At 58.5% G+C, this 3,075-nt stretch carries 3 protein-coding genes and 3 rRNA genes; 4 read left to right on the forward strand and 2 right to left on the reverse strand.

Annotated elements, in window-relative coordinates; all coding sequences use genetic code 11:
• The 3 genes from AC1AYD_RS10615 to AC1AYD_RS10625 all read left to right on the forward strand — a co-directional run.
• Positions 1-1,360, forward strand: a 23S ribosomal RNA gene (locus tag AC1AYD_RS10615); the annotation flags it as partial.
• Between the two features lie 158 nt (positions 1,361-1,518).
• Positions 1,519-1,635, forward strand: a 5S ribosomal RNA gene (gene rrf / locus AC1AYD_RS10620).
• Positions 1,636-2,042: 407 nt separating this feature from the next.
• Complete coding sequence (locus AC1AYD_RS10625; protein WP_034529946.1) at positions 2,043-2,294, forward strand: hypothetical protein; 252 nt, start codon at positions 2,043-2,045, stop codon at positions 2,292-2,294.
• A gap of 81 nt (positions 2,295-2,375) precedes the next feature.
• Here AC1AYD_RS10625 and AC1AYD_RS10630 read toward each other — a convergent pair whose 3' ends face one another.
• Together AC1AYD_RS10630 and AC1AYD_RS10635 are read right to left on the reverse strand one after the other, a co-directional pair.
• Positions 2,376-2,705 (reverse strand): hypothetical protein, encoded by a 330-nt coding sequence (locus AC1AYD_RS10630; protein WP_476545172.1) that lies wholly within the window; start codon positions 2,703-2,705, stop codon positions 2,376-2,378.
• The gene (locus tag AC1AYD_RS10635; RefSeq protein WP_476533065.1) at positions 2,702-2,884 is read right to left on the reverse strand and encodes a hypothetical protein; all 183 of its coding nucleotides are present in this window, start codon (positions 2,882-2,884) and stop codon (positions 2,702-2,704) included. Before AC1AYD_RS10635 ends, AC1AYD_RS10630 begins: the two co-directional genes overlap by 4 nt.
• An 8-nt stretch (positions 2,885-2,892) precedes the next feature.
• Between AC1AYD_RS10635 and AC1AYD_RS10640 the strand changes: the two genes are divergently transcribed.
• Positions 2,893-3,075, forward strand: a 16S ribosomal RNA gene (locus AC1AYD_RS10640); the annotation flags it as partial.

Below are 3,075 nucleotides of genomic sequence, written 5' to 3' on the forward strand. Positions count from 1 at the left end.
ACGTCTTCCGGTGGGTCCGTCCGTCGAGAAAAGCTTCGGCGCGAGGCGCATGGGCGCCCGTACCCCAAACCGACACTGGTGGTCAGGTAGAGCATACCAAGGCGATCGAGCGAATCCTGGTCAAGGAACTCGGCAAATCACTCCCGTTCCTTCGGTTTAAGGGAGACCCCCGATGGTGAACCGGCTTGCCCGGGGAGCGGTTGGGGGTGGCACAATCCAGGGGGTAGCGACTGTTTACCAAAAACACAGGTGCATGCGAAGGCGCAAGCCGCTGTATATGCACTGACGCCTGCCCGGTGCCGGAAGGTTAAGAGGATCCGTCAACTTCGGTGAAGCGGTGAATTCAAGCCCCGGTAAACGGCGGTGGTAACTATAACCATCCTAAGGTAGCGAAATTCCTTGTCGGGTAAGTTCCGACCTGCACGAATGGCGTAACGACTTCCCCACTGTCTCGACCAGGAGCTCGGCGAAATTGCAGTACGAGTAAAGATGCTCGTTAAGCGCAGAAGGACGAAAAGACCCCGGGACCTTTACTATACCTTGGTATTGGCATTCGGTGTGGATTGTGTAGCATAGGCGGGAGACTNGGAAGCATGGACGCCAGTCCGTGTGGAGTCGCAAGGTGAAATACCGCTCTGTTCGCATTGGATGTCTCACCACGAGCAGTGATCCTGCTCTGGGACAGTGCCTGGCGGGTAGTTTAACTGGGGCGGTTGCCTCCCAAAGAGTAACGGAGGCGCTCAAAGGTCCCCTCAGCCCGGTTGGCAATCGGGTGGCGAGTGCAAGTGCACAAGGGGGCTTGACTGCGAGACCGACGGGTCGAGCAGGGACGAAAGTCGGAACTAGTGATCCGGTGCCGGTGTACGGACGCGGCATCGCTCAACGGATAAAAGGTACCCCGGGGATAACAGGCTGATCATTCCCAAGAGTCCATATCGACGGGATGGTTTGGCACCTCGATGTCGGCTCGTCGCATCCTGGGGCTGGAGCAGGTCCCAAGGGTTCGGCTGTTCGCCGATCAAAGCGGCACGCGAGCTGGGTTCAGAACGTCGTGAGACAGTTTGGTCTCTATCCTCTGCGCTCGTCGGAATACTGAGGAGACCTGCCCATAGTACGAGAGGACCTGGGTGGACGAACCTCCGGTACGCCGGTTGTCACGCCAGTGGCACCGCCGGTTGGCTGCGTTCGGAAGGGATAACCGCTGAAAGCATCTAAGCGGGAAGCCCGCTCCAAGATAAGTATTCCCAGGGAACTACGGTTCCTGAGACCCCCCATGCAGAACACGTGGTCGATAGGCCGGACGTGGAAGCCCCGCGAGGGGTGGAGCCGACCGGTACTAACGGGGAAGCGCGACACACACATCCCAACCATGTTGGGACGGCATCGACCTCTTTCTGCGGATACACGCGACACGGAGCAACACGAACCGTGGTCACAACAGAACCAATCAACAGCGTCCACCATCCGGTCCCCGAACCACCAGCGTTCAAAGGGGATTCCCTTTGATAATTGAAGATTTGCGGCGGTCATAGCCCAGGAGAGACGCCCGGTCCCATTCCGAACCCGGAAGCTAAGACCTGGCACGGCGATGGTACTGCACCCGAGAGGATGTGGGAGAGTAGCACGCCGCCGCACCACAACGAACAGGACCCCCGGTCGAGCCACACGGCTCCCGGGGGTTTTCGCATACCCGGACCCACCCACCACACGCGCCCCCGCCGGCACGCCGGCGGACCACCCTCCGACGCGCGTGCCGCGCGCCACCTCCCGCCAGCGGGAGGAACACGCAAGGCCACGCACGGCACCTCCGGCGGGAGGACGACACGCATATGCTCGCACGGGATTCTCGCCCTCGCCGGCGGGGGCTCCCGGCGCAGCCGGGCGGGGGTGGACCCACGGACCACAGGCACGCATGCCGGGAACCACCCTCCGACGCGCCCCGCGCCACCACCCGTCAACAGGAGAAACCACCCAGCAACCCGCGAACACTGGAGGCTTCGATTATCATTGCTGATAATCGGACGTCGAATCGGGGACTACTCATGCATTACTTCACGCCAAAGCGCTGCACTACATCGAATAAAATCATGTATCACGACAAAGCCCAGGCGCAGCGTGCCGCCGATCAGAGCTTCATCGAACGCGGTGCCGAACTGTGGGTGTACCGTTGCCAGTTCTGCGGCACCTGGCATTTGACGCATCGTGATCCGCAATCCAGTTACCGACACGTCCCGCTCAACCAGGAACTGAAACCCCACAGCCGTAAGAAGGGGTATAAGCCGCGTCGGCGCTAGCCGGTTCTCGCTTATCAAGTAAGCCGTGAACCCATACATAATATCCGTTATCGGCGAACTGGCACGATGTATGTGGTCTGGTCATGCCATCGATCTTGGGTAGTGAAGAAACAGGTAGCTGCGTTGCATGGCGTCTCCGCCACGCGACACGCCGTCTGAGTAATGAGATACCTGTATTTCTCGCATCTTGGAGAGCGGTAGTCTGGTGTTGACGACGTTTTGGGCCTTGTTTTCGACACGCCGGTGGAACGCTGTTGTTTCAGTGGTTTTGGTGGTGTTGTGTTGGGGTTGGTTTGCGTTGTGGTGGTTGGTGGTGTAAGTTGTTCTTTCGCTGCCGCTGAGCGGTCCGGTTTCTTCCTTCTGGTTGGTTTTCCGGGGTTGTTCGGTGTGTGTGGTGGTTTGAGAACTCAAGAGTGTGTTGTACTACTTACTTCTTTATAGTCAATGATTGCCAGTCCGATGCCGGCTCCGGGGTTTTCTGGAGTGCCCGGGGGGGTTTGAATGGTGTCGGGGTTTTTGTGCGAACCTCTTTCCTTATAAGGGGTTCCGTCTTTTTTCTTTTTGAGAGTCATTTGTTTGGTTCTCTTCATGAAGTTTTTTTGTGGAGGGTTCGATTCTGGCTCAGGATGAACGCTGGCGGCGTGCTTAACACATGCAAGTCGAACGGGATCCTGCCAGCTTGCTGGTGGGTGAGAGTGGCGAACGGGTGAGTAATGCGTGACCGACCTGCCCCGTACTCCGGAATAGCTCCTGGAAACGGGTGGTAATGCCGGATGTTCCA

The organism is Bifidobacterium sp. LH_426 (assembly GCF_056356875.1).